The organism is Acidimicrobiales bacterium (assembly GCA_035294085.1).
In the GTDB taxonomy this organism is placed as follows: Bacteria; Actinomycetota; Acidimicrobiia; order Acidimicrobiales; family Bog-793; genus DATGLP01.
The window spans coordinates 62,422-89,385 of record DATGLP010000007.1 but is presented as its reverse complement, the minus strand read 5'-3'; the positions used below and the strand labels follow the sequence as shown (position 1 = coordinate 89,385).

General features: G+C 74.6%; 27 protein-coding genes and 2 rRNA genes. 25 read left to right on the top strand and 4 right to left on the bottom strand.

The window, feature by feature from the left end:
* From VKV23_02500 to VKV23_02470, 7 genes are all read left to right on the top strand, one after another.
* Nucleotides 1-415, top strand: a 23S ribosomal RNA gene (locus VKV23_02500); the annotation flags it as partial.
* Between the two features lie 79 nt (nt 416-494).
* Nucleotides 495-611: ribosomal RNA gene (gene rrf / locus VKV23_02495) — 5S ribosomal RNA — on the top strand.
* Between the two features lie 588 nt (nt 612-1,199).
* On the top strand, nt 1,200-2,012 hold the full coding sequence (locus tag VKV23_02490; GenBank protein HLI14907.1) for a tetratricopeptide repeat protein: 813 nt from the start codon (nt 1,200-1,202) through the stop codon (nt 2,010-2,012).
* A gap of 104 nt (nt 2,013-2,116) precedes the next feature.
* Nucleotides 2,117-3,172: a class I fructose-bisphosphate aldolase gene (locus tag VKV23_02485; GenBank protein HLI14906.1), complete on the top strand. Its 1,056-nt coding sequence runs from the start codon at nt 2,117-2,119 to the stop codon at nt 3,170-3,172.
* Between the two features lie 52 nt (nt 3,173-3,224).
* A complete protein-coding gene (locus tag VKV23_02480) occupies nt 3,225-5,132 on the top strand; it encodes a 2-oxoacid:acceptor oxidoreductase subunit alpha (protein ID HLI14905.1) in 1,908 nt (635 codons plus the stop codon).
* Nucleotides 5,129-6,148 carry a 2-oxoacid:ferredoxin oxidoreductase subunit beta gene (locus tag VKV23_02475; GenBank protein HLI14904.1) on the top strand — a complete coding sequence of 340 codons (1,020 nt, stop codon included), beginning with the start codon at nt 5,129-5,131 and terminating at the stop codon, nt 6,146-6,148. Before VKV23_02480 ends, VKV23_02475 begins: the two co-directional genes overlap by 4 nt.
* Nucleotides 6,149-6,181: 33 nt before the next feature.
* Nucleotides 6,182-6,859 carry a cytidylate kinase-like family protein gene (locus tag VKV23_02470; GenBank protein HLI14903.1) on the top strand — a complete coding sequence of 226 codons (678 nt, stop codon included), beginning with the start codon at nt 6,182-6,184 and terminating at the stop codon, nt 6,857-6,859.
* On the opposite strand, the gene VKV23_02465 is transcribed toward VKV23_02470, so the two are convergent.
* Nucleotides 6,838-8,052, bottom strand: a complete 1,215-nt coding sequence (locus VKV23_02465) for a DUF1015 domain-containing protein (GenBank protein HLI14902.1) — start codon at nt 8,050-8,052, stop codon at nt 6,838-6,840. The two genes, VKV23_02470 and VKV23_02465, sit on opposite strands and share 22 nt — an antisense overlap.
* A gap of 46 nt (nt 8,053-8,098) precedes the next feature.
* On the opposite strand from VKV23_02465, the gene VKV23_02460 reads away from it, so the two are divergent.
* The 9 genes from VKV23_02460 (at nt 8,099) to VKV23_02420 (ending at nt 16,408) form a co-directional block, all read left to right on the top strand.
* Nucleotides 8,099-8,875, top strand: a complete 777-nt coding sequence (locus VKV23_02460; protein HLI14901.1) for an HAD-IIA family hydrolase — start codon at nt 8,099-8,101, stop codon at nt 8,873-8,875.
* An 85-nt stretch (nt 8,876-8,960) separates the two neighbouring features.
* Complete coding sequence (locus tag VKV23_02455) at nt 8,961-9,494, top strand: hypothetical protein (GenBank protein HLI14900.1); 534 nt, start codon at nt 8,961-8,963, stop codon at nt 9,492-9,494.
* A gap of 68 nt (nt 9,495-9,562) precedes the next feature.
* Nucleotides 9,563-10,423: an NAD(+)/NADH kinase gene (locus VKV23_02450; GenBank protein HLI14899.1), complete on the top strand. Its 861-nt coding sequence runs from the start codon at nt 9,563-9,565 to the stop codon at nt 10,421-10,423.
* A gap of 5 nt (nt 10,424-10,428) precedes the next feature.
* On the top strand, nt 10,429-12,018 hold the full coding sequence (gene recN / locus VKV23_02445; protein HLI14898.1) for a DNA repair protein RecN: 1,590 nt from the start codon (nt 10,429-10,431) through the stop codon (nt 12,016-12,018).
* Between the two features lie 68 nt (nt 12,019-12,086).
* Entirely contained in the window at nt 12,087-13,730 is a 1,644-nt protein-coding gene (locus VKV23_02440; protein ID HLI14897.1) for a CTP synthase, read from the top strand.
* Nucleotides 13,720-14,289 (top strand): NUDIX hydrolase, encoded by a 570-nt coding sequence (locus tag VKV23_02435; GenBank protein ID HLI14896.1) that lies wholly within the window; start codon nt 13,720-13,722, stop codon nt 14,287-14,289. The genes VKV23_02440 and VKV23_02435 overlap by 11 nt, the downstream gene beginning before the upstream one ends.
* A gap of 9 nt (nt 14,290-14,298) precedes the next feature.
* On the top strand, nt 14,299-15,279 hold the full coding sequence (gene xerD / locus VKV23_02430; protein HLI14895.1) for a site-specific tyrosine recombinase XerD: 981 nt from the start codon (nt 14,299-14,301) through the stop codon (nt 15,277-15,279).
* 10 nt (nt 15,280-15,289) lie between these two features.
* A complete protein-coding gene (locus tag VKV23_02425; GenBank protein HLI14894.1) occupies nt 15,290-15,634 on the top strand; it encodes a TraR/DksA C4-type zinc finger protein in 345 nt (114 codons plus the stop codon).
* A gap of 12 nt (nt 15,635-15,646) precedes the next feature.
* Nucleotides 15,647-16,408, top strand: coding sequence for a site-2 protease family protein (locus tag VKV23_02420; GenBank protein HLI14893.1), 762 nt, complete (start codon nt 15,647-15,649; stop codon nt 16,406-16,408).
* On the opposite strand, the gene trpS is transcribed toward VKV23_02420, so the two are convergent.
* Nucleotides 16,398-17,411, bottom strand: a complete 1,014-nt coding sequence (gene trpS, locus VKV23_02415) for a tryptophan--tRNA ligase (GenBank protein HLI14892.1) — start codon at nt 17,409-17,411, stop codon at nt 16,398-16,400. The genes VKV23_02420 and trpS overlap by 11 nt on opposite strands.
* An 81-nt stretch (nt 17,412-17,492) precedes the next feature.
* On the opposite strand from trpS, the gene VKV23_02410 reads away from it, so the two are divergent.
* The 9 genes from VKV23_02410 to VKV23_02370 all read left to right on the top strand — a co-directional run bounded on the left by VKV23_02410 (nt 17,493) and on the right by VKV23_02370 (nt 24,816).
* Entirely contained in the window at nt 17,493-18,284 is a 792-nt protein-coding gene (locus VKV23_02410; protein ID HLI14891.1) for a ScpA family protein, read from the top strand.
* Complete coding sequence (scpB, locus tag VKV23_02405; protein HLI14890.1) at nt 18,281-18,856, top strand: SMC-Scp complex subunit ScpB; 576 nt, start codon at nt 18,281-18,283, stop codon at nt 18,854-18,856. The genes VKV23_02410 and scpB overlap by 4 nt, the downstream gene beginning before the upstream one ends.
* A gap of 110 nt (nt 18,857-18,966) precedes the next feature.
* Nucleotides 18,967-19,707: a pseudouridine synthase gene (locus VKV23_02400; GenBank protein HLI14889.1), complete on the top strand. Its 741-nt coding sequence runs from the start codon at nt 18,967-18,969 to the stop codon at nt 19,705-19,707.
* An 11-nt stretch (nt 19,708-19,718) separates the two neighbouring features.
* On the top strand, nt 19,719-20,087 hold the full coding sequence (aroH, locus tag VKV23_02395; GenBank protein HLI14888.1) for a chorismate mutase: 369 nt from the start codon (nt 19,719-19,721) through the stop codon (nt 20,085-20,087).
* 2 nt (nt 20,088-20,089) lie between these two features.
* Nucleotides 20,090-21,196 (top strand): prephenate dehydrogenase, encoded by a 1,107-nt coding sequence (locus tag VKV23_02390; protein HLI14887.1) that lies wholly within the window; start codon nt 20,090-20,092, stop codon nt 21,194-21,196.
* Entirely contained in the window at nt 21,193-22,464 is a 1,272-nt protein-coding gene (gene aroA, locus VKV23_02385) for a 3-phosphoshikimate 1-carboxyvinyltransferase (GenBank protein HLI14886.1), read from the top strand. The genes VKV23_02390 and aroA overlap by 4 nt, the downstream gene beginning before the upstream one ends.
* Entirely contained in the window at nt 22,461-23,090 is a 630-nt protein-coding gene (cmk, locus tag VKV23_02380; GenBank protein HLI14885.1) for a (d)CMP kinase, read from the top strand. Before aroA ends, cmk begins: the two co-directional genes overlap by 4 nt.
* Nucleotides 23,091-23,169: 79 nt before the next feature.
* Nucleotides 23,170-23,850 (top strand): lysophospholipid acyltransferase family protein, encoded by a 681-nt coding sequence (locus tag VKV23_02375; protein HLI14884.1) that lies wholly within the window; start codon nt 23,170-23,172, stop codon nt 23,848-23,850.
* Between the two features lie 54 nt (nt 23,851-23,904).
* Nucleotides 23,905-24,816 carry an NAD-dependent epimerase/dehydratase family protein gene (locus VKV23_02370; protein ID HLI14883.1) on the top strand — a complete coding sequence of 304 codons (912 nt, stop codon included), beginning with the start codon at nt 23,905-23,907 and terminating at the stop codon, nt 24,814-24,816.
* 166 nt (nt 24,817-24,982) lie between these two features.
* On the opposite strand, the gene VKV23_02365 is transcribed toward VKV23_02370, so the two are convergent.
* Complete coding sequence (locus VKV23_02365; protein HLI14882.1) at nt 24,983-25,852, bottom strand: glycosyltransferase family 2 protein; 870 nt, start codon at nt 25,850-25,852, stop codon at nt 24,983-24,985.
* Between the two features lie 28 nt (nt 25,853-25,880).
* Nucleotides 25,881-26,927 (bottom strand): 4-hydroxy-3-methylbut-2-enyl diphosphate reductase, encoded by a 1,047-nt coding sequence (gene ispH / locus VKV23_02360; protein HLI14881.1) that lies wholly within the window; start codon nt 26,925-26,927, stop codon nt 25,881-25,883.
* Nucleotides 26,928-26,964 lie beyond the last annotated feature (37 nt).

Below are 26,964 nucleotides of genomic sequence, written 5' to 3'. Positions count from 1 at the left end.
AAGGTTTGGCACCTCGATGTCGGCTCGTCGCATCCTGGGGCTGAAGCCGGTCCCAAGGGTTGGGCTGTTCGCCCATTAAAGCGGTACGCGAGCTGGGTTTAGAACGTCGTGAGACAGTTCGGTCCCTATCCGATGCAGCCGTAGGAGATCTGAGGAAGGCTGTCCCTAGTACGAGAGGACCGGGACGGACGTAGCTCTCGTGTGTCAGCTGTCCTGCCAAGGGCACCGCTGATTTGCGACCTACGGAAGGGATAAGCGCTGAAAGCATCTAAGCGCGAAGCTCGTTCCAAGATGAGATCTCCCACAGGGTCAACCTGGTAAGGCCCGTGGTCAGACCACCACGTTGATAGGCCGGAGGTGTACGCACGGCAACGTGTTCAGCCGACCGGTACTAATCGGCCGAGGGCTTGGACTCTCGCTCGTGCTCGCTATGGAAGGCTCGAGGAACGCGCCGCGTTCCAGCCCGGGCGCGAGTCGCCTGGGCGGCCGAGGTTTCCGGTGGCCATAGCGGCGGGGACACACCCGTTCCCATCCCGAACACGGAAGTTAAGCCCGCCAGCGCCGATGGTACTTGGGGGGCGACCCCCTGGGAGAGTAGGACGCCGCCGGAGCTCTCTCACCGGTGCCCCGCCGTGCTTCGGCACGGCGGGGCACCTGCGCGTCTGGCGCCGCGCGAGCCGGCGGTTAGCGTCGCGGGCGTGGCAGGACGCGTCGGCAGGCGCGAGGGTGCTTCGGGCCGGGTCTCGGCCAGGTCGGGCGCGACGGGGCGGGCGCGCGTCGGTGGTGCTCGGGCGCGCTCGGCCCGGGCGAGCGTCGGGGTTGAGGGGACGCGAGCAGGACGCGGTCGCGAAGCCGCCGGGCACGCCTCGGCGAGCGAGGCGCGCGACGGGCGTGGCGGGTCCGATGCGCCCCGGCGGCGCGGCGCGTCCGCGCAGGAGGTGGCTGGCCGCAGGGGGAACGGGGGAAGGCTGCCCGGGCGCCGGGCGGCGGGCGGTGCGCGCGCCGGACTGGCAGGAACGGCGGGGGCTGGGGGTGCCGGGCCGTCGCCACGGACCGGGGGGCGAAGCCTCGCGCCACCGGCGAGACGCGCGGGTGCGACCGGCGCGGGCGGGCGCAAGACGGCCCACGGGCGGGTCGGGGCCGCGCGTCTGGCTCGGAGCGGGTGGGGTGCGCTCGCCCGCCGGGGGGCGCAGGCGGGCGTGCTGAACGTGGCAGCCGGGACTCGCCGAACCGTCCAGGCCGAGCGGACGCCGACCGCGAGCGCCGGGAGCGGCGCCCGGCCGGCCCGGCCCGCCTTCCGCATCACCGGCACCGGCGCGAGCACCGCTGGCGAGCGCGCCGCACCGGCGCGTCGGCAGGGGGTAGACCACAGGCGGCAGCGTCCGCTCCCGAACGGCGTCGCTCGCGAGCTCGCCGAGGCGCTCCCGGCGCGGCGGGTCGCTCGCTACGAGCGGCAGCTCGCCCTCGCCAGCGCCGCGTACGCCCGCGATCGCTACGGCGAGGCCCTCAAGATCCTGCAGGAGCTGGTCCGGATCGCGCCGGGGGTCGCCGCGGCGCGCGAGCTGTACGGGCTGACGCTGTATCGACTGGGGAGGTGGCGGGAGGCCTCGCGCGAGCTCCTGCGCTTCCACGAGCTCACGGGGTCCTTCGACCAGCACCCGGCGCTCGCGGACGCCCAGCGAGCGCTCGGCCACCACGACGAGGTCGGGAGGCTCTGGCAGGAGCTCCGCCGGGCGGGCGCGACGAGCGACGTCCTCGCCGAGGGGCGTCTCGTCATGGCGGGCTCGCTCGCCGACCGGGGGAGGATCGCGGAGGCCATCGCGCTCGTCGAGCCCGCAGCGACCCGCGTGGTGCGCAGGCCGCAGCAACGCCACCTCCGCCAGTGGTACGTGCTCGCCGACCTCTACGAGCGGGCGGGCGACGCGCCCCGGGCCCGGGAGCTATTCCGCAAGGTCGTCGAGGCCGATCCGGACCTCGCCGACGCGACGGCGCGCCTCGCCGCCCTGAGCTGAGCGGCGCCGCCTCGACGTGGACGGGCACGATCCCCTGGCTTCCGCCCAGCGGTAGGCTTGGTCGGCGCGCGAGGACGCGCGTTCCTCGTGGCAAGGAGGACACGGTGGCTGTCGACGTGCGTGAGGCGCTCGGCGCGGAGGCCGACGCACTGCTCAAGCACGAGGCGAAGGGGATCGCGCGCGACCGCCTCGTGCTCCCGGGTCCCGACTACGTCGACCGGGTGCTCGCCGCGAGCGACCGCCCGATCCCCGTGCTGCGCAACCTCGAGGCGATGCTGCGGCACGGGCGGCTCGGGGGGACCGGCTACGTGTCGATCCTGCCCGTGGACCAGGGGATCGAGCACTCCGCGGCGGCGAGCTTCGCCAAGGAGCCGTCCTACTTCGACCCCGCGGAGGTCGTCGAGCTGGCGCTCGAGGCGCAGTGCAACGCGGTCGCGACGACGCTCGGCGGCCTCGGCATCGTTGCTCGCCGCTACGCCCACAAGATCCCCTTCATCGTGAAGCTCAACCACAACGAGCTGCTCACCTACCCGGCGAAGGCCGACCAGGTCCCCTTCGGCACCGTCCGCCAGGCGGTCGACCTCGGCGCCGTGGGCGTCGGGGCGACGATCTACTTCGGCTCCCCCGAGGCGACGCGCCAGCTCCAGGAGGTGTCGGCGATGTTCGCCGAGGCGCACCGTCGCGGCCTGTTCACGGTCCTGTGGTGCTACCTGCGCAACAGCGCGTTCAAGACCCCGGCGGCCGACTACCACCTCGCGGCGGACCTCACGGGGCAGGCGAACCACCTCGGGGTGACGATCGAGGCGGACCTCATCAAGCAGAAGCAGCCCGAGAACAACCGCGGCTTCGAGGCGCTCAGCTTCGGACGGACCGATCCGCTCGTGTACTCGACGCTGACGAGCGACCACCCGATCGACCTGACCCGCTGGCAGGTCGTCAACTGCTACATGGGCCGCATCGGCCTCATCAACTCGGGGGGGGAGTCGAAGGGCGGCGACGACCTCGCGCAGGCGGTCCGCACGGCGGTCATCAACAAACGGGCTGGCGGGATGGGTCTCATCCTCGGGCGCAAGGCCTTCCAGCGCCCGCGCGACGAGGGCGTCGAGATCATCCGCGCGGTGCAGGACGTGTACCTCGATCCGTCGATCACGGTGGCGTGACGAGCGGCGGGATCGGAGCGAGCTGGCAGGCGGAGGAAGCGGGGCGAGGACGGTGAGTACGACCGAGCAGGAAGACAGAGCGATGAAGGTGCAGTCGCTTGCGAACATCGTCGTGAGGTTCGCTGGCGACTCGGGCGATGGCATGCAGGTGACGGGCGACCGCTTCACGCAGGGCAGCGCGCTCTTCGGGAACGATCTCGCTACGCTCCCGAACTTCCCGGCCGAGATCCGGGCGCCTGCCGGCACCCTCGCCGGGGTCTCTGCCTTCCAGGTCCAGATCGCGGACCACGACATCATGACGCCCGGCGACGCGCCGACGGTGCTCGTCGCCATGAACCCGGCAGCGCTGCGTGCCAACGTGGGCGACCTCGCGACGGGGGCGACGATCATCGTCAACGTGGACGCCTTCGACGACCGAGCGCTGGAGAAGGCCGGCTACGACTCGAACCCGCTCGAGGACGGGAGCCTGTCGGCCTTCAAGGTCTACGAGGTCCCGATGACGACGCTCACCCTCGAGGCGACGAAGCCGACCGGGGCGAAGCCACGCGACGCCGAGCGCTCGAAGAACTTCTTCGCGCTCGGTCTCGTCTCGTGGCTCTACCACCGGCCGATGGAGCCGACGCTCGCCTGGATCGCCGAGCGCTACGGGCGGTCCCCGCTCGTCGTGGAGGCGAACAGCCTCGCGTTCCGCGCCGGCTACCACTTCGGCGAGACCGCGGAGCTCTTCGAGTCGTCCTACGAGGTGCACCCCTTCCACCTGCCCCCGGGGACCTACACGACGGTCACGGGCAACTCGGCCCTCGCCTTCGGGCTGGTCGCCGCCGGCAAGCTGGCGTCGCTGCCGGTCTTCCTCGGCTCCTACCCGATCACGCCGGCGTCCGACCTGCTGCACGAGCTCGCCAAGCAGAAGCACTTCAACGTCGTGACGTTCCAGGCCGAGGACGAGATCGCGGGCATCGGTGCCGCGCTCGGCGCCTCGTTCGGGGGCGCCCTCGGCGTGACGACGACGAGCGGGCCGGGCCTCGACCTCAAGGCGGAGACGGTCGGCCTCGCCGTCTCCCTCGAGCTGCCCCTCGTCGTCGTCGACATCCAGCGCGGCGGTCCGTCGACCGGGCTCCCGACGAAGACGGAGCAGTCGGACCTGCTCCACGCCATGTTCGGCCGCCACGGCGAGGCGCCGGTGCCGATCGTCGCCGCCAAGACGCCCTCGCACTGCTTCGAGGCGGCCCTCGAGGCGGCGCGCCTCGCGATCACCTACCGCACCCCGGTCTACCTGCTCTCCGACGCCTACCTGGCGAACGGCTCCGAGCCGTGGCGGCTCCCGGACCTCGACGAGCTGCGCCCGATCGATCCCGGCTTCGCGCGCGAGCCGAACGGGGTGGGACCGGACGGCTCGCCGGTCTTCCACCCCTACCGCCGAGACCCGGCCACGGGTGCGCGGCCGTGGGCGATCCCCGGGACGCCGGGGCTCGAGCACCGCATCGGCGGCCTCGAGAAGGCCGACGTCACGGGCGCCGTCTCCTACGACGGACCGAACCACGAGGCCATGGTCCGCGCCCGCGCCGCGAAGGTCGCGGGCATCGCGCTCGACATCCCGCCGGTCGAGCACGACGCGCAGGACGGTGCCCGGGTCCTCGTGCTCGGCTGGGGGTCGACCTACGGCGCCATCACCGCTGCCGTCCGGCGCGTCCGCGAGCGGGGGATGCGCGTCGGGCACGCGCACCTCGTCCACCTCAACCCCTTCCCGCCCGATCTCGGCGAGGTGCTCGCTCGCTACGCCCACGTGCTCATCCCCGAGGTCAACCTGGGCCAGCTGGCCCTGCTCGTGCGGGCCCGCTACCTCGTCGACGCCGTGAGCCTGACGAAGGTGCAGGCTGCGCCGTTCCGGATCGGAGAGATCGAGCGCGCCATCGTGGACCTCATCGAGCTCGACGAGGCGCCCGTGGAGGAGGCACGATGACCGATCTCGCACCGGCGACGAGCCGCAAGGACTGGGCGAGCGACCAGGAGGTCCGCTGGTGCCCGGGGTGCGGGGATTACTCGATCCTCGCCGCCGTCCAGCTGCTGCTGCCCGAGCTCGGCGTCCGACGGGAGAACACGGTGTTCATCTCGGGGATCGGGTGCGCCGCCCGGTTCCCGTACTACATGAACACCTACGGGATGCACTCGATCCACGGTCGGGCGCCCGCCATCGCGACGGGTCTCGCCGTCACCCGCCCCGACCTCGACGTCTGGGTGATCACCGGCGACGGCGACGCCCTGTCGATCGGCGGGAACCACCTCATCCACGCGCTCCGGCGGAACGTCAACCTCACGATCCTGCTCTTCAACAACCAGATCTACGGCCTGACGAAGGGCCAGTTCTCGCCGACGTCCGAGACGGGCAAGGTGACGAAGTCGACCCCCTTCGGCTCCCTCGACGTGCCGTTCAACCCACTCTCGGTCGCGCTCGGCGCGGAGGCGACGTTCGTGGCGCGCACCCACGACATGGACCGCAAGCACATGATGGAGACCTTCCGGCGGGCGCACGACCACCGGGGCGCTGCCTTCGTCGAGATCTACCAGAACTGCAACGTCTTCAACGACGGCGCCTACGAGGACATCACGGGCCGGGACCGGCGAGCGGAGATGCTCATCCCGCTCGAGCACGGCCAGCCGATCCGCTTCGGCAAGGAGCGGGAGAAGGGGGTGCGCCTCACCCCCGACGGGCGGCTCGAGATCGTCTCGGTCGCCGACGTCGGCGAGGACTCGCTCCTCGTGCACGACGAGACGAGGAGCGACCCAGGGCTCGCCTTCCTGCTCTCGCGCCTGTCGAGCGGCCCGCACGAGCCGACGCCGATCGGGGTGTTCCGGGCGGTGGAGCGCCCCGACTACGGATCGCTCGTCGCTGCCCAGATCGCCGACGTCCAGGCGCGCAAGGGGACCGGCGACCTCGCTGCCCTCCTGCGCTCGGGCACCGTCTGGACCGTGGCGTAGGGTCGGCGCCCGCATTCGGGCGCGCCTCGAGCGATGCGCCGTGTCGTCACGATCTCCGGGAGCTACGGCGCCGGTGGCAGCGTCGTCGGCCCGGCGGTCGCGCAGCTGCTCGACCTCGCCTTCCTCGACCGCGCCGTCGTCGGCACGGACGTCGAGGCGGCGGCGCGCCCGCGTGGCGAGGCCGCCGTCGAGGAGGAGCGCACGAGCGGGTTCTTCGGGCGCCTCGCGGCGAGCTTCGCCACGATGCCCGACGCCTACGGACCGGGCGCACCGCCCGGCGCCGTCGCCCCCTCCGACGAGGCGCTGCGCATCGAGGCGGAGTCGCGCGTCCGGGAGTTCGTCGCCGCCAACGACGGCGGCGTCGTCCTCGGCTGGGGGGCGTCCGTCTTCCTCGCCGAGGCGTTCCACGTGCGCCTCGACGGCCCGCTCGAGGCGCGCCTCGCGCAGGCTGCGGCGATCGAGGGCATCGACCTCGCGAGCGCACGACGACGGGGCGAGGAGACCGATCGGATCCGTTCGCTCTACGTGCGGCGCCTCTACGGTCGGGACTGGCGCGACTGGCGCCTCTACCACCTCGTGGTGGACAGCTGCTCCCTCCCGCTCGGCGAGGTCGCCTCGCTGCTCGCGAGCGCCGCGCAGGCGTACTTCCGGGCGCGCCAGCGAGGGTCGGGACCGGGCGCCTCGACGGCTCAGCCGGGGACGGGTCGGTAGACCATCCCGGTCCGGGGCTTGGGATGGAAGAAGGTCGTCTTCGGGGGCATGCGACGGTCGCCGTGCGCGGTCTGCGCGATCTGCTCGATCGTGGCCGGGCGCAGCAGGAAGGCGGCCTGCGCCTCGCCGCGGTGCACGGCGTCGGCGGCGAGGGACCAGCTGTGCTGGTAGACGAGGCGGTGGGGGGGCAGGTTGGCGAGCGCGACGTCGAGGCGGCTCGAGTCGAGCGGCGCGGCCGCGGCCGCCTCGAGGGCCGGCCGTGGCAGGAGGAGGTGGCTCCCGTCCTCGGTGACCAGGCCGAGACCGCCGCGCTCGCGCATCGCCTCCACCAGTGAGTCGCTGTCCCCGGGGATGGGGAGCGGCTCGAAGTGGGCCTCGAGGTGCTCGAGGAGCGAGAAGCGCGGCGGGAGGCCGGCCACGAGGCGGTGGATGGCGCCGACGACCAGCTCGTCGGGGCTGAGCTCGACGACGAGCGCCATGACGAGGTCGTAGGCGCCGGGCGCGCCGCCGTTCGCCGCGCGGCGCTCGGCCTGGTACTGACGGGCCGTCTCGAAGCGATGGTGGCCGTCGGCGATGATGACCGGCGCGCTCTCGACGAGCCCCGTGATCCGCTCGATCGAGGCAGCGTCGGTGACCGGCCACAGCTCGTGGACGACGCCCTCGTCGTCGGTCGCGGCGAGCGGCGACGGGGACGAGGCGGCGACGTCGGCGCACGCCTTGCCGAGACCGGTCGCGAGCGAGAGCCCCCAGATCGGGGAGAGGTTCGCGCGACAGGCGCGCAGCAGGTCGAGGCGGTCGCCGGTGGGCTTCGGCATCGTCTGCTCGTGGGGGAGCACGTCGCTGCCGAGCGGACCGACGCCGAGGGCGCCGATCGCGCCCGTCGTCGAGCGTGCGGCCCCGTCCTCGTCGACGAAGCGCATCCGGTAGAGGTAGAGCGCCTCGGCGTCGTCCCGGCGCAGCACGCCGTCGCGCTCCCAGCGCTCGAGGAGGGACGCGGCGTGCGCGTAGCGGTCCTGGCCGTGCGCCTCGTCCGGCGACGGCAGCTCGACGTGGACGGCGTTGTACGGGCTGCGGGCGGCCAGACAGGCCCGCTCGCGCTCGCCCACGACGTCGTAGGGCGGGGCGATGACCTCCGCGAGGGAGCAGGCGACGGGGTCGTAGCGCAGGCCGGCGAAGGGCTGGAAGGCAGGCACCTATCCTGCGTAGCACATCGATCCGCCGCCGTCGGAGAGGCACACCGTGAACGACGATCGCGACGAGCGCTGGCTGTGCGACCTGGACGGCGTGGTCTGGCTCGCGGACCGTCCGATCCCCGGCGCCGCCGACGCCCTCGCGCGCCTCAGCGCCTCGGGCAGGCAGGTCGCGTTCTTCACGAACAACTCCCACCTCCGCCTCGACGAGCTCGTCGCCAAGCTCGAGCGGTGCGGCGTGCCGGCCCGGCGCGAGGACGTGCTCACCTCCAGCGCGGCGGCGGCAGGCCTGCTCGAGCCGGGCGAGCGCGCGCTCGTGCTCGGCGGCCCGGGCATCCTCGAGGCCCTCGCGGCGCGCGCCGTCGACGCGGTCGACGCGAGCGGGGCGAGCGACGGACCGGTCGACGCCGTCGTCGTCGGCATCGACCTGCGGCTGAGCTACGAGCGCCTCGCGCTGGCAGGCCGGGCCGTCCTCGACGGCGCGCGCCTCATCGCGACGAACGACGACCCGACGTTCCCGACGCCCGAAGGCCTGCGGCCGGGCGCGGGTGCGATCCTCTCGGCGCTGGTCGCGATGACCGGTGCCGTGCCGCTCGTCGCCGGCAAGCCGCACCCGCCCGCCGTCGAGCTCGTGCGGCGCCGACTCCATCGGGTGGACGTCGTCGTCGGCGATCGGCCGGCCACCGACGGCGAGCTCGCGCGCGCCCTCGGCGCGCGCTTCGCCCTCGTGCGCTCCGGCGTCACCCCTGCCGGCGCGCCCCCCGGTGCACCGGCGCCCGACCTCGACGCCCGTGACCTCGCCGGCCTCGTCGCCGCTGGCGCGTGACGAGACGGCCGCAGCCTCACCGTGCCGGCGGACCGGCGCCCGCCTCGCGCCGTCGCGCCAGCTCGTGCGGTGTATCGTCGCTCTCGTGAGCACGGACGGGCGCGAGGGGCTCCGGGAGCTGCTGAAGCGCTACCTCGACGCGGGCGCCTCGCTGTCCAAGGCGAGTCGCGCCGAGCTGGAGGACATGGTGCGCGAGGCGCTGCGCAGCAGCGCGGCAGGCCGCGAGCGGGTGGAGGACGTCCTCGAGGACCTGCGCGCCCGATCGCGCCGGGGCATCGAGCAGCTCGGCGAGGTGATCCGCGCCGAGGTGCGCCGCGAGTTCGAGGCCCGGGCCGCCCGACGCCGGCAGGAGCTGGCGGACTTCCTGGAGCGAGCCGTGGCCCTCGTGGGGGAGTACCTCGGCGTCGGCCGGCCGACGACGCCCTCGGCGAGCGAGTCGGCGGCGACCGAGCCCGCCGCAAAGAAGGCCCCCGCGCGCAGGGCACCCGCGACGAAGGCGGCTGGCGGGAAGGCCCCCGCACGCAAGGCGCCCGCGACGAAGGCGGCGGCCAGGAAGGTCTCCGCCAGGAAGGCGCCCGCGCGCTCGGCGGGGCCGGACGAGCCGGCTGCCGGGGCCTAGGCCGGTCGTAGCCAGCCGCCCGGCCGGAGGTCGTTGCCCTGGGCCCGGCCGGGAGCGAGGATGGCACCATGTGCTCGGCACCTCGAGGCCCGCGGCGCGTCGCGCTCGTCGTCCACCCTCGCCGTCCCGATGCCAAGGATCTGGCCGAGACCGCGCGCGCCTGGTGGGAGGGCGCGGGGTTCGAGGTGGCTGGTCCCGTGGCCGCCGAGGAGCGGGTCGAGGACCCGCTCCTGGCCGCCGGGGACTTCCGGTTCGCGATCAGCCTCGGTGGCGACGGCACGATGCTGCGCACGATCCAGCTCGTCGTCGATCGGTCGGTGCCGGTCCTCGGCGTCAACCTCGGTCGGCTGGGCTACCTGACCCAGATCGAGCCGGCCGACATGGAAGGCGCCTTCTCCCGCCTGGTCGTGGGCGACTTCGCGATCGAAGAGCGCATGACGCTCGAGGTCGTGCTGGACCCGAGGGACGGCAGCGCTCGCCGGCGGCTCGTCGCGCTGAACGAGGCGGTGCTCGAGAAGACGGCGCCGGGGCACACGATCAGGGTGCGGGTGGTGATCGACGAGCGACCGTTCCTCACCTACGTGGCGGACGGGTTGCTCGTCGCCACGCCGACCGGCTCGACGGCCTACAACCTCTCGCTGCGCGGGCCGATCGTCTCCCCGAAGGTGCGGGCCCTCGTGCTGACGCCGATCGCTCCCCACATGCTCTTCGACCGTGCCCTTGTCCTCGATCCGGAGGAGACCGTGAGCCTGGAGCTCATCGACGGGCGCGCCGGCGTGCTCGTCGTCGACGGGTCCGCCGCCGCCCAGCTCGTCTCGGGCGCGACCGTGGCGCTGCGCGCCGGCGCACGCGGCGCGCGCATCGTCCGCTTCGGCGAGCGCGACTTCCACGCCATCTTGCGTGCCAAGTTCAACCTCGTGGACCGCTAGCCACCGTGCTCGCTGAGCTGCGCGTCCGCCAGCTCGGGGTCATCGCCGACCTCGACCTCGTCCTCGGGCCCGGGCTCACCGTGATCACCGGCGAGACCGGGGCAGGCAAGACGCTCGTCGTCGAAGCGCTCGCGCTCCTCCTCGGCGGACGGGTGGACGCGGCGATGCTGCGGTCCGGCTGCGAGGAGGCCCTCGTCGAGGGGCGCTTCCTCGGCCACGACGGGGGTGAGGTGGTGCTCGCCCGTGCGCTGGCTCGCCAGGGGCGCGCCCGCGCCTACCTGGACGGGCGCATGGTGCCGACGGCGGTCGTCGCGGAGCTCGGCGCCAGCCTCGTCGAGCTCTACGGGCAGCACCTCCACCAGGCGCTGCTGCGCCCCGCCGCGCAGCGCGCCGCGCTCGATCGCTTCGCCGCGGTGGACCTCGGCCCGGTGCGCCGGCTGCGCGAGGAGGCGCGGGCCAACGCGGCCCTGCTGGCCGCGCTGGGGGGGGACGGAGCGAGCCGCGAGCGAGAGCTCGACCTCCTGCGCTTCGAGCTCGCCGAGATCGAGCAGGCGGCGATCGCCTCCGAGGCGGAGGACGACCACCTCGCGCTCGAGGAGGAGGCCCTGGCGAGCGCCGCGGCCCTACGGGAGGCCGCGACGGCGGCGATGGCCTGCCTCGCCGACGACGCCCGGGCGAACGCGCGCGACCTGCTCGCGGCGAGCGTCTCGCTCGTCGAGGGCCACGCCCCGCTGGAGGCGCACGCGGCGCGGCTGGCTGCGCTGCTCGCCGAGCTCGAGGACGCGGCGCGCGACCTGCGGCGCGCAGCAGAGGCGCTCGAGGAGGACCCGGTGCGCCTAGGGGAGGTCCGCGCACGGCGGCAGCTCCTCGCTCGCCTCGCGCGCAAGCACGGCGGGACCCTCGCTGGCGTGCTCGCCGCCGCGGCCGCGCACCGGGAACGGCTCGGGGAGCTCGCCGCGAGCGAGGCTCGGCGCGCCGCCCTCGAGGCGCGCGCCGCCGAGCTCGCCGAGGCGCTCGCGAACGCCGAGCGGGCCGTCGGCGACCAGCGTCGGCGCGCCGCGGCGCCACTCGCCTCGCAGGTGCAGTCCCGCCTGCACGCGCTGGGGCTCGCCGAGGCGCGCTTCGCGGTCGAGGTCGGCGAGGGGATCGGGGATGCCGTCGAGTTCCTGCTCGGCGCGAACCCGGGCGAGCCGCTCCAGCCCCTCGCGAGGGTCGCGTCCGGCGGCGAGCTGGCCCGGGCGATGCTGGCGCTGCGCCTTGTGCTGAGCGAGGGTCCCGAGACGCTCGTGTTCGACGAGGTCGACGCGGGCATCGGCGGGGCGGCGGCGCTCGCGCTCGGCGGCGCGCTCGCCGAGCTCGCGGCGAGCCACCAGGTGCTCCTCGTGACCCACCTCGCCCAGGTGGCGGCCCGCGCCGACGTGCACCTCGTGGTCGAGAAGGTCGAAGAGGCCGGGCGCACGACCGCGTCCGTGCGGCAGGTCGAGGGGGAGGATCGTGTCCGTGAGCTGTCGCGCATGCTCTCGGGCCACCCGGGCTCGCGCGCCGCGCGGGAGCACGCGAGCGAGCTGCTCGCGTCGCTGCGGCGCGAGCGCTGATCGGGGCCGGTTCCGCCTCCCCGGCGGTCGCGCCCTGTAGCGTGGCACGGGTCGGCCACGGAGGAGAGGTGTCGAAGTTCATTTTCGTGACGGGCGGGGTGTCGAGCTCCCTCGGCAAGGGACTCACCGCCTCGTCGATCGGCCGGCTCCTCAAGGCCCGCGGGTTGCGGGTGACGATGTGCAAGCTCGACCCCTACATCAACTTCGACCCGGGGACGATGAACCCCTTCGAGCACGGCGAGGTGTTCGTCACCGACGACGGGGGCGAGACCGACCTCGACCTCGGCCACTACGAGCGCTTCATCGACGAGAGCCTGCACCGCTACTCGAACGCGACCACCGGGCAGATCTACTCGGCGGTGATCCAGAAGGAGCGGCGCGGCGACTACCTCGGCCGGACGGTCCAGGTCATCCCGCACATCACCGACGAGATCAAGGAGCGGATCCGCCGCCTCGCGACCGACGACGTCGACGTCGTGATCACCGAGGTCGGCGGGACGGTCGGAGACATCGAGATCGTGCCGTTCCTCGAGGCGATCCGCCAGTTCCGCCGCGAGGTGGGCCGTGAGAACGTCTGCTACGTCCACCTGACCCTCGTCCCGTACCTCGCGCCCTCCGGCGAGCAGAAGACGAAGCCGACGCAGCACTCGGTGACGGAGCTGCGCAGCCGGGGCATCCAGCCCGACGTCATCGTGTGCCGCAGCGCGCAGCCCATCTCCGACGCCTTGAAGCAGAAGATCTCCCTGCTCTGCGACGTCCCCATCGAGGCGGTCGTCTCGGCGGTCGACGCCGAGACGATCTACGAGATCCCCCTCCTCCTGCACGAGGAGGGGCTGGACGCGACGGTGTGCTCGATCCTCCGCCTGGATGGGCCCGACCGACCGATCGACCTGACCTCCTGGGAGCAGTTCCTCGAGCGGGTGGCGCTCGCGACCGAGACCGTCCGCATCGGCGTGATCGGCAAGTACGTCACGCTGCCCGACGCCTACCTGTCCGTCGTCGAGGCGCTGCGCCACGCGGGCTACCACCTCGGGGCGCGCGTCGCGATCGAGTGGATCGAGGCCGAGGAGGTCACGCCGGCGAACGCGTCCGACCTCGCGCGGCTCGACGGGATGGTCATCCCCGGTGGCTTCGGCGAGCGCGGCATCGAGGGCAAGGTCGTGGCGGCCGGCTACGCCCGCCGCCACGAGGTGCCCTGCCTCGGGCTGTGCCTCGGACTCCAGCTCATGGTGGTCGAGTTCGCCCGCGCCGTGCTCGGGCTGGAGCGCGCCAACTCCCGGGAGTTCGACCCGTCGACGCCGGACGCGGTGATCGACCTCATGGACGAGCAGGCCGACGTCGCCGACCTCGGCGGGACGATGCGGCTCGGGGCCTACGTCGCGCGCCTGGCGCCGGACTCGCAGGTCGCGCAGCTCTACGGGGAGACGACGGTGACCGAGCGCCACCGCCACCGCTACGAGGTCAACCCTCGCTACCGGGCGCGGCTCGAGGCGCACGGTCTCGTCTGCTCGGGGACCTCGCCCGACGGCCGCCTCGTCGAGTTCATCGAGCTCCCCGGCCATCCCTTCTGGATCGGCACGCAGGCCCACCCCGAGTTCAAGAGCCGGCCGGACCGGCCGCACCCGTTGTTCCGCGGCCTGCTCGCCGCGGCGCTCGAGCGGGCGCGGGCGCGAGACCCGCACCTGTTCGCGCTCGACCTCGATGCCGGCTGAAACCGCAGGGTTCCGCTGGATCGGGGAGCGCGTCCGCTACGTCGGGTCGTTCATCACCCTCGTGCAGGGGACGTTCGTCGCGCCGGACGGCTTCACCTTCGAGCGAGACGTCGTGCGCCACCCCGGCGCGGTGTGCGTCGTCCCGCTCGAGCGCGACGGCTCGGTGCTCATGGTGCGCCAGTACCGAGCACCCCTCGACGCCTTCGTCCTCGAGCTGCCCGCCGGGAAGCTCGACGTCGCCGGCGAGGCGCCCGAGCGCTGCGCGCGCCGGGAGCTCGTCGAGGAGGTGGGCCGCGAGGCGGGCGCGATGACGCACCTCGTCTCGTTCTACAACTCGCCCGGGTTCACCGACGAGCGCACGGCGTGCTTCCTCGCCGAGGACCTGCGACCGGTGGCGCGCGACCACCAGGGTGTCGAGGAGCGGCACATGACCGTGGAGGCGGTCCCGCTCGACGCGCTCTTCGAGCTCGTCGACGCCGGCGAGCTCGTCGACGCGAAGTCCATCATCGCGCTCGTCCTCGCCCGCCGGGCGCTCGCCGGGCGCGCCGGCGAGCACTGAGCAGCGCTGGTGGCGGGCGGTCCGGGGCTCTCGCGCGACGCCGAGGAGTTCCTCTCGTACCTCGCGGTCGAGAAGGGGCGCGCGCCGACGTCGATCGCGGCGTACCGGCGAGACCTCGCGAGCTACGAGTCCTTCCTCGCCGGGCGCCGGCTCGCGCTCGGCGACGTCGTGCCCGCCGTCATCGAGGACTACCTCGACTACCTCGCCGCGGCGGGGCTCGCGCCCTCCTCCCGGGCGCGAGCCCTCGCTGCCATTCGGGGGCTCCACGGCTTCTGCCAGGACGAGCGGGGCGCGGGCAGCGACCCCACACGGGAGGTCGCCACCCCTCGCGTGCCGCGGGGCGTGCCGAAGGCGTTGAGCGAGGCCGAGGTGGAGCGGCTGCTCGCTGCCGTGCGCGGCGAGGACCCGCGGGCGCTTCGCGACCGCGCCATCCTCGAGGTGCTCTACGCGACCGGTCTGCGCATCTCGGAGCTCGCCAGGCTCGACCTGCGCGACGTCGACCTCGCCGGGGCCCTCGTCTGCGCGCTCGGGAAGGGCTCGAAGGAGCGGGTCGTGCCCCTCGGGCGCCCGGCGATCGCGGCGACACGGGCGTGGCTCGTCGGCGGCCGGCCGGCCCTCCTCGAGGGCAGGCGGGGCGCCCGGCGCGACGAGGAGGCGCTCTTCGTCTCGGCGAGAGGGCGCCGCATGACGCGCCAGGCGATCTGGGCGGTCGTGCGGCGCCACGCTCGTGCGGCGGGGCTCGCCGACCGGGTCACGCCGCACGTCCTGCGCCACAGCTTCGCCACGCACCTGCTCGACCACGGGGCGGACATCCGGGTCGTCCAGGAGCTGCTCGGGCACGCCTCGATCACGACGACGCAGGTGTACACGAAGGTGTCCCAGGAGCACCTCCGCCGCTCCTACCTCGCCGCGCACCCGCGCGCGCTGCGCAGGGGACCGCCTCCTCGATCGGTGGCCCGCCGTGCCCGGACGGGCTGGACGAGGAAGTAGGCTCTCGTGCGTGACGAACGAGGCGGCAGCGGTCGACTACCGGGCGCTCCTCGAAGAGGAGCGGAGGTCGCTCCTCGAGCAGCTCCACGAGCTGGGGTTCGGGGACAGCGGGCCCGGGCTCACCTACGACCCCAACTTCGCGGACTCGAGCCAGGTGACCGCCGAGCGCGGCGAGGCGGAGGCGCTCGCGGCTGAGCTGCGCGGCGCGCTCGAGGACGTCGACGCCGCGCTCGCGCGCATCGAGAACGGGACCTACGGCATCTGCGAGCGCTGCGGCAAGCCGATCGACCCGGCTCGCCTCGAGGCGATGCCGACGGTCCGGACCTGCATCGAGTGCGCCTCGGCCCACCGCTGAAGCTCGTTCGCGGTGGCTGACGGCGCGAGGGGGGGCGACCTCTCGAGCTTCCACCGGCACGGCCCATGGGTCGTCGCTGCCCTCGCCCTGCTCGGCGCGATCGCCGTCGAGGCGGTCCGGCGGCACATCGTGACGCGTGAGGAGGCGCTCTTCTTCGCCGTCCTCATCGTCACCATCATCCTCCACGAGGTGAGCCATGGCGTGGTGGCGAACCTGTGCGGCGACGACACGGCGAAGCGGGCCGGCCGGCTGTCGCTCAACCCGCTGCGCCACATCGACCCGATCGGCTCCGTCCTGCTGCCGATCCTGCTCATCGCGACGACCGGCAGCGCCTTCGGCTGGGCGAAGCCGGTCCCGGTCAACGTCGGCCGCCTTCGCCACCCCCGCAACCAGGCCGTGCTCGTCGGCCTCGCGGGACCCTTCGTGAACGTGGTCCTCGCGCTCGGCGCCGGGTTCGCCTTTCGCGTCCTGACGCACGGCGCGACGACGATCTACGGGACGCCGGACCAGTGGCCGATCGGCGACGAGCTCCTGTTCGTCGCCGCGGAGGTGAACGTCATCATCGCCGTCTTCAACCTCATCCCGATCCCGCCGCTCGACGGTTCGGCCGTCGTGGAGCGGCTGCTGCCGACCGCGCTCCTCCCCGGCTACTACCGACTGCGGTCGGCCTCGCTCGTCCTCGTCCTCGTGCTCGTCCTCGCGCTGCCGAACGTGCTGAACTCCCTGTTCAACAACGGGCTCGAGATCTTCTGGCGGGACGTGATCAGGATCTGAGCCGCGCCGTGCGGTGGCTGCCCGACCGCTCCGTGAGGCCGATGGCGGCGCGTGCCTTGTCGAGCGTCGGCGCCGCCGCGGCAGCCGCCTTTTCGGCGCCCGCCGCGAGCGCCTCGACGAGCGCCCCCGGGTCGGCCCGGAGCTGCTCGTAGCGGCGGCGGATCGGCGCGAGCACCTCGACGAGGGCGTCGGCGACGGCGGACTTGAGCGCAGCGTACGAGGAGAAGCCGCCGGCGAGGTCCTCCGGGTCCGTGCCGGTCGCCGCGGCGAGGATCTCGAGCAGGTTCGTCACCCCCGGCTGGCGCTCGCGATCGAGGCGGACGGCGTCGCCGGGGTCGGTGACCGCCCGGCGCACCTTGCGGACGATCGACTCGGGCGCCTCGGTGATCGAGACGAGGCCGAGCGGGTGGCTCGTCGACTTCGACATCTTGGCGGTGGGTGCCTGCAGGTCCATGATCCGGGCGCCCACCGGCGGGATCTCCACCTCGGGGACGACGAACGTCTCCCCGTAGCGGGCGTTGAAGCGGCACGCGAGGTCCCGGGTGAGCTCGAGGTGCTGGCGCTGGTCATCCCCGACCGGGACCCGCTCGGCGCCGTAGAGGAGGATGTCGGCCGCCATGAGGACCGGGTAGGTGAACAGGGACGCCCGCACGGTCTCGCGGCCGGCGCCCTTCTCCTTGAACTGCGTCATCCGCCGGAGCTCGCCGAAGGAGGCGACGCACTCGAGCAGCCAGGTGAGCTCGGCGTGCGCGGCGACGTGGCTCTGGACGAAGAAGGTGCACGCCGCGGGGTCGAGCCCCGCCGCGAGCAGGGTCGCCGCGCACTCGAGGGTGTTCGACCGCAGCTGCTCGGGACTGATCTCCACGGTGAGCGCGTGCAGGTCGACGATGCAGTAGAAGGTGTCGTCGTGCGCCTGGCTGGCGACCCACTGGCGGATCGCCCCGAAGTAGTTCCCGATGTGCAAGGTGCCGGACGGCTGGATGCCGGAGAAGACGCGCGCCACCCGATCAGGTTACTGAGCCCGCGCGACCGGCTCCGGGAGGCATCCACCGCCGGGCCCCGGCGCGCCGCTAGCCTCGCTCCGATGGCCTACGAGGTCCACCTCGACGTCTACGACGGCCCCTTCGACCTGCTCCTGCAGCTCATCACGGCGCGCGAGGTCGACCTGTACGCCGTGCGCCTCGCGGACGTCGTCGACGGCTTCCTCGCCGAGATGCGCCGCCTCGAGGCGCTCGACCTCGAGGTGGCGACCGAGTTCCTCCTCATCGCCGCGACGCTCGTCGAGCTGAAGTGCCGGCGGCTCCTGCCCGAGCCGGCAGACGTGGTCCTCGACGAGGAGCTCGCGGTCTTCGAGGCTCGCGACTACCTGCTCGCGCGCCTCGTCGAGTGCAAGACGTTCACGGCTGCCGCCGCCGCGCTCGCCGCGCTCGAGGAGGCCGCGAGCCGCGCCGTCGCGCGCCGCGCCGGACCCGACGAGCGCTTCGCGTCGGTCGCGCCGGACCTGCTCGCGGGGGTTTCGCCCGCGATGCTCGCCGCCGCGGCGCGCCGGGCACTCGCCCGGCGCCGGGAGGGGCCGCCTGCGACCGAGCACGTCCACGACGACGAGGTGAGCGTCGCGGACGCCCTCGTCGCGCTCGCGACCCGTGCCGAGCGAGCCGGGCGCGCGAGCTTCCGCGACCTCGTCGCCGACGCCCCGTCCACCGCTCACGTCGTCGCCAGCTTCCTCGCGCTCCTCGAGCTCTACAAGCAGGGCCTCGTCGACCTCGAGCAGGCGACGACGTTCGGCGAGCTCGTCGTGCGCTGGACCGGCGCGCAGCGGGCGTCGAGCCGTGCGGCGCCCGGCTGGCGCGCCGTGGTCGGAGGGGTGCTCGGGTGAGCGCCGAGCGCGCCGAGCTCGGCGCCATCGAGGCGGTCCTGTGCGCGGCGACCGAGCCGGTGCCTCCGGGGCTGCTCGCCGAGCTCCTCGAGCTGCCGGTCGAGCAGGTGGAGGGCCTGTGCGCCGCGCTGCGCGCCAGCTACGAGGCCGAGGGCCGTGGCTTCGAGCTCGCGCGCGTCGCCGGCGGGTACCGCCTGCAGAGCCGCCCGGCGTACGCGCCCTACGTCGAGCGCTTCATCCTCGAGGGCCAGCCCCACCGCCTCTCGCCCGCGGCCCTCGAGACCCTGGCGATCGTCGCCTACAAGCAGCCGATCTCGCGGGCGCAGGTGGCGGCGATCCGGGGCGTGAACGCCGACGGCGTCCTGCGGCTCCTCGTCCAGCGAGGCTACGTGGAGCCCGTCGGCCGCGACGACGGTCCGGGCCAGGCCGTCCTGTTCGGCACGACCGCCACGTTCCTCGAGCGCCTCGGCCTCGATCGCCTCGAGGACCTGCCGCCGCTCGAGGCGTTCGTCCCGGACGCGTCGACCGTCGAGGCCCTGGAGGAGGTGCTCCGGGCCGAACCGGAGCCGTGACCGCCGCCGACGAGCGCGCCCCTCGGCGTGCCCCGGACCCCGGCCGGAACGCAGCGGAGCGGTCGAGCGGGGCGCCGACGGCGCGAGCAGCCGGGCCGGCAGGTGAGCGGGTGCAGAAGGTCCTGGCGCGTGCCGGCTTCGGGTCGCGCCGCGCCTGCGAGGAGCTCGTCGCCGCGGGGCGCGTGACGGTGAACGGCGAGGTGGCCGCGCTCGGCCGGCGGGTCGACGTGCGCACGGACACCGTCGCGGTGGACGGGGTGCCGGTCGGCGTCCTCCCCAACCTCGTCTACTACCTGTGCAACAAGCCGGCAGGCGTCGTCACGACGGCGAGCGACCCGGAGGGCCGCCCGACGCTCCTCGAGCTGCTCCCCGCCGAGCCGCGCGTCTTCCCGGTGGGCCGCCTCGACCTCGCCACCGAGGGGCTCATCATCTGCACGAACGACGGCGCGCTCGCGCAGCTCCTCGCGCACCCGAGCCACGGCGTCGACAAGGAGTACCTCGCGGAGCTCGCCGGCGACCCCACGCCCGCGGCGCTCAGGCGGCTGCGCGAGGGCGTCGAGATCGAGCCGGGCGTCACGACCGCGCCGGCACGCGTCGCGCGCCGCGCGCCGGGCGTCCTGCGCATCGTCGTGCACGAGGGCCGCTACCGCCAGGTCCGGCGGATGTGCGCCGCGGTCGGGTTCCCGGTCCGGCGCCTCGTGCGGACCCGCATCGGGCCGATCGCCGACACGCGCCTCGCGCCCGGGGAGTGGCGCGAGCTGCGGCCCGGCGAGGTGCGCGCGCTCGCCCTCGCCGCGAGCGGGCGCCTCGCGGCCGACGCCCGGGACGGCCGCCGACGCGCCGCTGGGTAGGCTGCCCGGCGATGCCTGGGGTGCTGCGTGCCCTGCGTGGCGCGACCACGCTCGACGAGGACAGCGCGGAGCAGGTCCGCGGGCGCGTCCAGGAGCTCGTGGCGACGATGCTCGAGCGCAACGAGGTCGACGTCGAGGACCTCGTGAGCGTCATCTTCACCGTGACCCCCGACATCGTCTCCGGCTACCCGGCGACCGCGGCGCGCGAGCTCGGGCTCGACGAGGTGCCGCTCCTCGGGGCCGTCGAGGCGGATGTCGCGGGCGGCCTGGCGCGCTGCGTCCGGGTGCTCATGCACTGCTACACCGAGCGCCCGCGCAAGGACCTGCGCCACGTCTACCTGCACGGCGCGCGCTCCCTGCGCGCCGACCTCGCCGGCTAGCCGTGCTCGCGGGGCACGCCGGCCGGGACGAGCGGAGGGTCGCCTTCGTCGTGGGCCTCGGGCTGATCGGGACCTCGCTCGCGCTCGCCCTCCGGAAGGCGGGCTGGACCGTCTACGGCACCGACGTCGACGCCGGACGCGCGGCGCGTGCCGTCGAGCTCGGGGCGATCGAGGGCCCTGCCGCGCTCGAGCCGGCCGAGGCCGGCGCCGCCGTCGCCTTCGTCGCCACCCCGGTGCGCGCCATCGCCGGCGTCGCACGCGACCTGCTCGAGCGCGACGCCACCGGGACGCTCGTCGTCTCCGACGTCGGCGGGGTGAAGGGGGAGGTCGTGCGCCGGGTCGACCACCCGCGCTTCGTCGGCGGCCACCCGATGGCCGGCTCCGAGCAGGAGGGCCCCGACGGCGCCGACGGCGACCTCTTCGCCGGCGCGACCTGGGTGCTCACGCCGACCGCGCGCACCGACGCGAGGGCGTTCGGCCTCGTGCGAGAGGCCGTCGCCGCCATCGGTGCCGAGCCGGTCGCGCTCGACCCCGCCCGCCACGACCGCCTCGTGGCGCTCGTGAGCCACGTGCCGCACCTCGCCGCGGCGAACCTCATGGACCTCGCGGCCGACGCGGCCGTCGAGCACGGCGTCCTGCTGCGGCTCGCTGCCGGCGGCTTTCGCGACATGACGCGCATCGCGGCCGGCGATCCCGCGATCTGGCCGGACATCTTCGCGGAGAACGCGCCGGCCGTCCTGGCCGCCCTCGACGGGCTCGCTGGTCGCCTCGCCGAGGCCCGCCGCATCGTCGCCGAGGGCGACTGGCCCGCCCTCGTCGCGCTCCTCGAACGGGCGAAGGTCGCGCGTCGCAACCTCCCGCCGCGCGCGCCCGTTCCGGACGCGCTCGTCGAGTGCCGCGTCCCCGTTCTCGACCGACCGGGCGTGCTCGCCGAGGTGACGACCGTCCTCGGCGGCCTCGGCGTCAACATCTTCGACCTCGAGATCGCGCACTCCGCCGAAGGCGAGCGCGGCGTGCTCGTGATGGCAATCGACGCCGGCCAGGCCGACGAGGCGCGCCGAGCCCTCGTCGAGCGCGGCTACCGGCCGGCCCTGCGGGCGCTGCGGTGACGGCGGCGCGCTTCGCCGGGAGCGGGCCGTTGCGCGGCCGGCTGGCGCTGCCCGGCGACAAGTCGATCTCGCACCGCGCCCTCATCTTCGGCGCGCTGGCCGAGGGGCGCTCGCGCGTGCGCGGCCTGTCCACCGGTGACGACGTGGCGCGCACGCGCGCCGCGCTCGAGGCGTGCGGCATCCGCGTCGAGGACGAGGTCGTCCACGGCGGACGGCGCCGCTTCACCGAGCCGGAGCGGCCGCTCGACGTCGGCAACTCCGGGACGGCGATGCGCCTGCTCGCGGGCGTGCTGGCGACCTTCGACTTCCTCAGCGTGCTCGTCGGCGACGACTCCGTGCACCGCCGCCCGATGGACCGCGTGAGCGCGCCCCTGCGGGAGATGGGGGCGCTGGTCGACGGGCGCCAGGGAGGGCGGCTCGCCCCCCTCGTCGTGCGAGGCGGCCGGCTCGTGGGCGTCGACCACGCGCCGGCCGTGCCGAGCGCACAGGTGAAGGGGGCGCTCCTGCTCGCGGGCCTCGCTGCTGAGGGCCGGACAACGGTGCGCGAGCGGTTCGCCACGCGCCCGCACACCGAGGAGCTCCTCGAGCTGTGCGGCCATCCGGCTGCGGTGCGCGACGAGGGCGACGTCCACGTCGTCTCCGTCGGGCCGGGCGAGCTCGCCCCCTTCGAGCTCGACGTGCCTGGCGATCCCTCCCAGGCGGCCTTCCTCGCCGTCGCGGCGAGCATCGTCGCCGGCAGCGAGGTGCTCCTCGAGAACGTCTACGTCGGCCCCGGGCGGGCGGGCTTCCTCGCCGTGCTCGAGCGGATGGGGGCGTCCATCGACCGCCGCCCCCGCTCGGCGACCGCCGCCGACCTCCTCGTGCGCTCGGCGCCGCTCTCGGCCACCGAGATCGAGGCGGCGGAGGTCCCCGACTGCATCGACGAGCTGCCGGTGCTCGCGGTCGCGGCCGCCTTCGCGGACGGCACGACGACGGTGCGCGGCGCGAGCGAGCTGCGCGTGAAGGAGAGCGACCGGATCGAGACGATGGCGCGCGCGCTGCGGTCCTTCGGCGTTCGCGTCGAGACCTTCGAGGACGGCATGGCCGTCACCGGGGGAAGCGTCCGGCCGCGCGGGCGCGTGGACGCGGCGGCCGACCACCGCGTCGCGATGGCCCTCGCGGTCGCGGCGCTGGCCGGCAGCGATCCCGTCGAGATCGACGGCTTCGAGGCGGTGGCCACGAGCTGGCCGAGCTTCGTCGACGACGTCGGGGGCCTCCTGTGCTCGTGATCGCGATCGACGGGCCCGGTGGCGCCGGCAAGTCGACCGTGGCGGCCGCCCTGGCGCGTCGCCTCGGCCTCGAACGGCTCGACACGGGCGCGATGTACCGCGCCCTCACGCTGTGCGCGCTGCGCCGGGACGTCGACCCCACCGACGGGCCGGCCCTCGAGGCGCTCGCCCGCTCGCTGTCGCTCGCGGTGGGCGAGCGCGTCCTCGTCGACGGCGAGGACGTGACCGACGACCTGCGCACCCCCGAGGTCGACTCGGCCGTGTCGATCGTCGCGGCGCACCCCGAGGTGCGGGCCGTGCTCGTGGAGCGCCAGCGAGCGTGGGTGCGCGACCGGGGCGGCGGGGTCGTCGAGGGGCGGGACATCGGCACGGTCGTGCTCCCCGACGCGGACGCGAAGGTCTTCCTCACCGCCGAGCCGTCGGTGCGCGCGCACCGGCGAGCCCGCGAGGACGCCCGTTCCGGGGCGCCCGACCTCGCCGCGGCGCGCGCGTCCCTGGCGGCGCGAGACGCCCTCGACGCCGGACGGGCGGCCTCGCCGCTCAGCGTCGCCGAGGACGCCGTCGAGATCGACACCTCGAGCCGCAGCGTCGACGAGGTGGTCGCCGAGATCGTGTCGCTGCTGTGAGCCGCCTCCTGCGAGCTCGGGCCGCCCCGCCGCCTCGCGCACGCCACTCGCTCGCGGGCGCGCCCGTACGGCCGCGCCCGTGAGCGCGCCCGGCCCGGGCACGGGGCCTCGACGCGGCGCCCTCGCCCTCTACGCCGTGTGCCGGGTGATCGCGGTCGGCGCGTCCCGCCTGTACCTGCCCGGGCCGGTCCTCGGGCGCGAGCACCTGCCCGAGCGCGGCGCCTACGTGCTCGCCCCCGTGCACCGGTCGTACCTGGACTGGCTCGTCGTGGCCCGCGTCACCCGCCGACGGCTGCGCTACCTCGTGAAGGGGGAGGTCTGGCGCTGGCGGCTGCTCGGGCGGTTCCTCGAGGCCCTCGGCGCGTTCCCAGTGCGCCGGGACGCGGCCGACCGCGAGGCGTTCAACCGGGCGCTCGAGGTGCTGCGCGCCGGCGAGCCGCTCGTCGTGTTCCCCGAGGGCACGCGCCGGGACGGCCCGGTGGTCGGGGAGCTGCGCGACGGCGCCGCCTACCTCGCGCTGCGAGCCGACGTCCCGCTCGTCCCCGTCGGCGTCGCGGGCGCGGCCGAGGCGATGCCTCGCGGCGCACGGCTGCCCCGGCCCCGGCGGGTCGCGATCGTCATCGCGGCGCCGATCCGTCCCGACGGGCAGGCTCGAGGCGGGCGCGTCTCCCGATCGAGGACCCACGAGCTCACCGCCGAGCTCCGGCGCGCCCTGCAGGAGGCGTTCGACGCCGCGGAGCGGGTCCGGGGCGGTTGGTAGGGTCTGCGCCCGGCGCCGGCGGCGGGCCGGCGGGGACGGAAACGGGGGATCGCCGTGCGGGTGCTCGTGACGGGCGGGTCGGGGTTCATCGGGCGCCACCTCGTGCGGCGCCTCGCCGCGCGCGGCGACGAGCCCGTCGTCGCCGACCTCCTGCCGTTCCCCGACCCGGCGGTCCCTGCGGTCGTCGGCGACCTGCGCGATCGCGCCGTCGTGGACGCCGCGTTCGAGGGAGGCGTGGACGCGGTCGTCCACCTCGCCGCGCTGACCTCCGTCCTGCGCTCGGTGAACGAGCCGCACGAGGTCTTCACGACGAATGTGGACGCGACCGAGCTCCTCCTCGAGGGCTGCCGCGCGCGCGGCGTCGCCCGCTTCGTGTTCGCCTCGACGAACGCGGTGGCCGGCGACGTCGGGGCGCGCCGCATCGACGAGGAGCTGCCGCTCCACCCCCTCACCCCCTACGGCGCGACGAAGGCGGCCGCCGAGATGCTGCTGTCCGCCTACGCCGCGAGCTACGGCCTGCACTCGGTCGCGCTGCGCTTCACGAACGTCTACGGCGCCGGCATGCAGGCCAAGGACAGCGTCGTCGCCCGACTGATGCGGGCCGCGCTCGCCGGGGGCGGGATCGAGATCTACGGGGACGGCGAGCAGCTGCGCGACTACCTCTACGTGAGCGACGCCGTGCAGGCGATCGAGCTTGGGCTCCGCCTCGAGACGGCGACCACCGTGACGGTCGGCGCGGGGGAGTCGGTGTCGATGAACGAGCTCCACCGGCTCGCGTGCGAGGTGACGGGGGTGGAGATCGGCAAGGAGCACGTCCCGGGCCGGCCGGGGGAGATGCCGGCCGTCGTCGTCGACACGAAGCGAGCGCGCGCCCTCGGGTTCTCGCCCGCCTACTCGCTGCGCGAGGGGCTCGCTGAGACCTGGGCGGACTTCGTCGCCGAGGCTCGAGGCGGCGCCGCTCGCTAGCGCTAGCGGGACGCTGGGGCGAGCGAGCGGCGCCCGCCGCTGCGGCCGGGCCCGGCGAGCGGTGCGGGCGTCGGCACGGCGAGCGGTGCCGTCGCGAGGCCGGGAGGGTCGACCGAGGCTGGCGCGTCGGCCGGCTCGCCTCCCCGGGGCGCGCTGGCCGGCGGCGCTAGGCGCGCTCGCCGAGCGAGCCGGCGCGCGCCGCGAGCTCCCGGGAGGTCGCCGTGCCGAGCGGGAGGCCGGCGCGCCGTCGTCTGCGCTCGCGTCGGTAGGTGCGAAGGACGACGCGCCCGTAGCGCAGGCCGTAGAGGAGGTTGCCGCCCTTCTTCGAGCGACCCGAGCCGCGCGCGCGCATCGTCACCGGGCGCTCCGCGTAGCGCTCGCCGCGCATGAGGACGGAGATGAGGAGCTCCGACGCCTGGTACTGCGGCTCGGCGAGCTCGAGCTCGCCGGTGAGCTCGGCGCGCATCGCCCGGATCGGGTTCGCCGTGTCGGTGACGCGCCGTCGGGTGAGGACGGAGACGACGAGCGCGTAGACGCGGACGCCGAGGTTCCGCACGGTGTCGGTGGAGTGCGTCTCGCCGAGCCGGCGCGAGCCGTTCACGAAGTCCGCCTCGTCGCGCACCACGGGGTCGAGCACGACCTCGAGGTCGGCCGGGTCGGTCTGGCCGTCCGCGTCGGCGGTGACGATGAAGCGGGCGCCGTGCTCGCGCGCGACGCGATAGCCGAGGCGCAGCGCCGCGCCCTGCCCGCGGTTGACGGGCGCGACGACCGCGTAGTGGCCGGCACGCCGCACGATCTCGGCGGTGCCGTCCTCCTCGCCGTCGACGACGACGATGGCCTTCGCCTCGAGCCCGCAGACGCGCCCGGGCAGCGAGCCGACGACGGTGCCGATGTTGTCGCGCTCTCGGTAGGCGGCGATGACGACGGCCACCGGCGGGAGGCTCGGCCTGCCGTGCGCCGCCCGGAACTCCTCGAGGGCGACGGCGTCCACGAGCTCGTCGAGGTCGCGCCGGCGCCGGGCCTCGCGCTCGTTCACCGCCGCCGCGCCGTGGCGAGCCCTGGCGTCACGGGGCGAGCACCGCTCCGGCGGCGAGCATGCTCGCCGCCGGCACGTCGCGGTCCTCCTTCGACGGGGGCTCGCCCCTCGGCGTCGTGCCGAGCAGGGCGGCCGACGCCGTCCACAGCGCTCGCAGCAGGTCCCGCAGCTCCGGTGGGGGCGGGAAGTACTCCTCCTCCTCGACGCAGCGCACGACCTCGACGCCGCGGGCCGGCCGCAGGCGCTCGACGACCTCCGCGACGAGCCACTCGGGGGCGGACGCGCCGGCGGTCACGCCGATGACGCCTTCGAGGTCGTCGGGAAGGTCGGCCGCCGTGTTGACCCGCAGCACGCGCCCGCAGCCGGCGGCTGTGGCGACGCGGGTGAGCGACACGGTGTTCGAGGAGTTCGCCGAGCCGATGACGACGACGGCGTCGCAGCGCCCGGCGATGGACCGCAGCGCGGCCTGGCGGTTCGTCGTCGCGTAGCACAGGTCGGAGCGGCCGGGCATCCACAGGTCCGGGAAGCGCTCGCGCGCGCGAGCCGCGATCTCGCGCCACTCGTCGTGGGGGAGGGTCGTCTGGGCGAGCAGCGCCACGGGCGTGCCGGGGTCCTCGAGCGCGTCGACGTCCGCCTCGCTCTCGACGAGGCGGACGGCGCTCGGCGCGACGGCCATCGTCCCGATGGCCTCCTCGTGGCCGGCGTGGCCCACGTAGACGACGGTGTAGCCCTTCTTCGCCCGCACCTTGAGCTCGTGGTGCACCTTCGTCACGAGCGGGCACACCGCGTTCACGACGGCGCGCCCCCCCTCGCCGGCGGCCGCCTCGACCTCGGGGGCCGAGCCATGCGCCGAGAGCATGAGCGGCGCGCCGGGGGGGACGTCGGCGACGTCGTCGACGAAGACCACCCCCTGCCGGGTGAACTCCTGGACGACGAGGCGGTTGTGGACGATCTCGTGGTAGCAGTAGACGGGGGGCTCGAAGACGCGGACCATCCAGGCGAGCGCCTTGATCGCCATCTCGACGCCGGCGCAGAAGCCGCGCGGCTCGGCGAGCAGGACGCGGTCGACCTTCACGCCGCCAAGGGTACCGCCCCGGCCAGGTACGCTGGGT